The organism is Micropruina sp. (assembly GCF_047606365.1).
In the GTDB taxonomy this organism is placed as follows: Bacteria; Actinomycetota; Actinomycetes; order Propionibacteriales; family Propionibacteriaceae; genus Micropruina.
In genome coordinates this window covers 1-3,275 of the sequence record NZ_JASGEN010000088.1, presented here as the reverse complement: position 1 = coordinate 3,275, position 3,275 = coordinate 1, and the positions used below count along the sequence as shown (strand labels likewise).

At 67.6% G+C, this 3,275-nt stretch carries 4 protein-coding genes; 2 read left to right on the top strand and 2 right to left on the bottom strand.

The genetic code is table 11. The annotated features are described in order from the left end of the window. Positions 1 to 379 (top strand): hypothetical protein (locus QM624_RS10065; protein ID WP_415091362.1); only part of this gene is annotated, 379 nt, incomplete at its 5' end. 253 nt (positions 380 to 632) lie between these two features. Here the strand turns inward: QM624_RS10065 and QM624_RS10060 are convergent. Together QM624_RS10060 and QM624_RS10055 are read right to left on the bottom strand one after the other, a co-directional pair. Beyond that, complete coding sequence (locus QM624_RS10060; protein WP_415091360.1) at positions 633 to 1,745, bottom strand: extradiol ring-cleavage dioxygenase; 1,113 nt, start codon at positions 1,743 to 1,745, stop codon at positions 633 to 635. A gap of 119 nt (positions 1,746 to 1,864) precedes the next feature. After that, positions 1,865 to 2,800: a LysR family transcriptional regulator gene (locus QM624_RS10055; protein WP_415091358.1), complete on the bottom strand. Its 936-nt coding sequence runs from the start codon at positions 2,798 to 2,800 to the stop codon at positions 1,865 to 1,867. Positions 2,801 to 2,910: 110 nt separating this feature from the next. On the opposite strand from QM624_RS10055, the gene QM624_RS10050 reads away from it, so the two are divergent. After that, positions 2,911 to 3,275 (top strand): class II aldolase/adducin family protein (locus QM624_RS10050; RefSeq protein ID WP_415091356.1); only part of this gene is annotated, 365 nt, incomplete at its 3' end.

Sequence of the window (3,275 nt, the reverse complement as noted above, 5' to 3'; positions counted from 1 at the left end):
CGCCTTGACCGCGCTGGGCCTGCGCGGCGACGAGCCCTGGGGCAGGATGCTCGCGCGCGAGACGTCGGCAGGCCGCGTGCCGCTGCACGGCGGCTCGGCCGACCAGGGCGTTCTCAACGCGCTGGAGGCCGGGCCGCTGGGACCGCAAGGCTATTCCGACATCGTTTCGGGCACCGCCTACATGCACGTGGTGACCTGGGATTCCGGCCGGGACTCGCCCGTGGCGCGTATGCTGGTCGCCAATGGTGTGAGCGCCGATGGGCCTCACCGCGACGACCAGTTGCCGCTGTTCGCCGCCCGGCACTTTTTCGAGCCGCCCTTCACCGAACCTCAGATCGCGGCCGATGCTGCGCTCGAGGTGCGCAGCCTTCGAGAATGAAAAAGGTTCCGGTGCCGTCCGAACCGTTCTTGCCCGGCCCTCACGCTCCTGCCCGACGTGCGAACGGCCACGCTGTCTTGCGGAACCGGACTGCAATTCGACCACCGGAACTCGTAGAGCCTGGCGGTCGACGTGCACTGGTGATGCGCGGTGGTGCACGGGCGGAGTTCGCGCGCTCCCTGCGCCTGCCGGGAGCCGTTGCGTGCATCCTGCCGTGCTGAACCGGCGGATTCCGGTTCCGTGGCGTGGCGTTTCAGCCCGGCCCGAAGATGGCTGCCACCTTGCTTGAATTGAACAGGTAGGTTTCCACGAACTCCGACCAGGCGACGCGCATGCCCAGCTCGTTCATGGCGCCCACGAGGGCAAACCAGTTGAGCACTTCCTGCTGGGCCGAGTCCTCGATCTGATCCAGGGTGTAGCTGCGCCAGCTCGCATAGTCGCCGGCCACCATGGCCTCGTACAGGCGCCGGTCAGCGGCCACGTCGGGTTGCATGCGGTAGGTCTTGTCGACCAGAAAGGCGTGCGACCAACTCGACGAGGCGATCATCGCTACGCGCCAGGGGCTGGCGCGCAGGATGCGCGCGATGGCCGCGCCGAAGTCGAAGCAGCGCCTCGGCGAGGGCGAAGGCGGGTCCAGCGGACGGTGCCGGTCGGCCCAGCGGCTGATGAAGCCACGGTAGCTGATGATGCGCCGCCCATAGCAATTGATGGAGATCGGCACCACCGGGTGCTTGAATCCTTGTCGGTCGTAGTCCAGGTACAGCACCGCGTTGAGGAACGCGTGCGCCAGCCCGGGATGGTGCAGCGGTTCGTAGGCGTAGGCGATGTCGAAATCCTGCTCCAGCAGGCCGCTGGCAATGTGCTTGGCCGCCTCACGGTGGCCGCGCACGACGAAGCTGGTATCGGCGCCCTCGTGCCACACATTGGGCTTGCCGCCACCCCATTCGTCCTTCTTGCTGGCGTCGAACATGGCTGACTCGCTGGCGTGCTTCCACGGGAAGACTTCCGTGTCCCCGTAGGCCAACACGGTGAAGGCCGGCATCACGTCGGCCTTGAAGTTCTCGTACTGATCATCGCCCCAGATGATCACGAAGTCGGGCTGGAAGTCGTCCAGCGCCTTCTTCACCCGGCGCATGCCATCCACCATCGCCTCGCGGTGCCGGGTTGCGGCCGCCACGCCCTGGTCGTTGCTCCACTCCTGGCGCATCAGGAGCGGCCAGGTGGCCGGGTCCTTCACCTCCGCAGGAATGTCGGGGTCCTGCATTCGCCCGCGGACGATGTTGGCCATGTCCTCGTCGCGCCCGCTGAAGGGCGGGTAGTGCGAAACCCCCAGGCCGAGGAAACGGCCCTTGTCGTCCTGATCCATTTGGTTCGTCTCTCTCTTGCGGTTGCGATGCCGGGCACTCTAGGAGCGCGTCCGTCATTTGAGAAACGAAAAGGTCTGATCCGTGATATTTGCGAGGCAGATGACAGAAGGGGCGGTGTTCAGCGAAATGCCTGTCCCCCGGCGAACAGCCCGACCAGGCCCTCGCGCAGCCACAGGCTGGCCGGATCCTGGTGAAAGCGCTGGTGCCAGTACAGGCATACGTCGAAGGCAGGGAAGCGCACCGGCGGCGCGCACACCCGAAGACCCAGGTGCCGGGCCACCACGCCGGCCAGGTTGGACGGCATCGGCGCCACCAGATCGGTGCCGGCGACGATGGGCGCCAGGCTCAGGAAGCTGCGCACGCGCAGCGCGACGGTGGCTTTCAGGCGAGGCTGCTGCAGCACCTTCTCCACCGCCGAGGCGTGCTCCGTGCCCGGAGGACTGGCGATCACGTGAGGCAGCTGCCTGACCAGCGTGGTCGGCAGCGTCTCGCCGCGGAAGGCATGGCCTGCGCGCAGCAGGTACACAAAGCGCTCGGTGAACAGCGTCTTCTGATGTACCTGCTTGCCCAGCCCGGGCATGAATCCCAGTGCTGCGTCGATCTCGCCGGAGGCCAGACCTTCCGAAAGCTCGTCCAGCGACGGCGAATCCGTCTCAACCGAAACGCCGGGCGCCCGCTGGGCGAGCCAGGTTGTCAGGTAGGGCAGGAACAGCCGCTCGCCGATGTCGGACATGGCGATGCGGAAGGTGCGCCGGGCTTCGGCCGGCTCGAAGACGACCTTGGCGAACGTGCCGCGCACGATCTCCAGTGCCTGCGCCACCGGGTCGGCCAGGCGCTCGGCGAAGGGAGTGGGCTGCACGCCGCGCTGCATGCGCACGAAAAGCGCGTCGCCGTACATGTCGCGCAGCCGCGCCAGCCCGTAGCTCACCGCCGGCTGCGACAGGCCCAGGCGCTGGCCTGCCGCGGTGAGGTTGCGCAGGCGGTAGACGGTGTCGAAGAGCTCCAGCAGGTTGAGGTCGACCTGCCGCGTCAGCGGCTTGCCTGTGGCGTGCATGGGTTGGTCTCCTGCGCTGCCGCTGCGCCTTGCTGTCATGAATGCGGCAAATAACACGAATCCTATCTCTTCATTGGACTGATGGAAGACGGCTTCCTACATTGCGCGGCATGCTTTCTGCAGCCACGGCCTCTGCCGGCGAAGCCGACCCCTCTGTCCAGCGGCTTGTGCGCCTGGCCGCCCGCGCCACGGGGCGCCACGGTCTGGCGCACGCCTACGGCCACTGCAGTCAGCGGCTGGATGAAGATCGCTTTCTCGTTTGTGCAGCCCGGCCGATGGGGCTGGTGGCAGTCGGCGAGCCCGGCACGGTGGTTCCCGTGCACGGCCCGCTGCCCGAGGGCGTGCTCGGCGAGGTGCGCATTCACCAGCAGATCTACGCGCGGCGGCCCGAGATCCGCGGCATCGTGCGCGGCATGCCGCCGGCCACGATGGCGCTGGGTACGGCGCGCCGCACACCGCGCTCGCGCCACGGCCT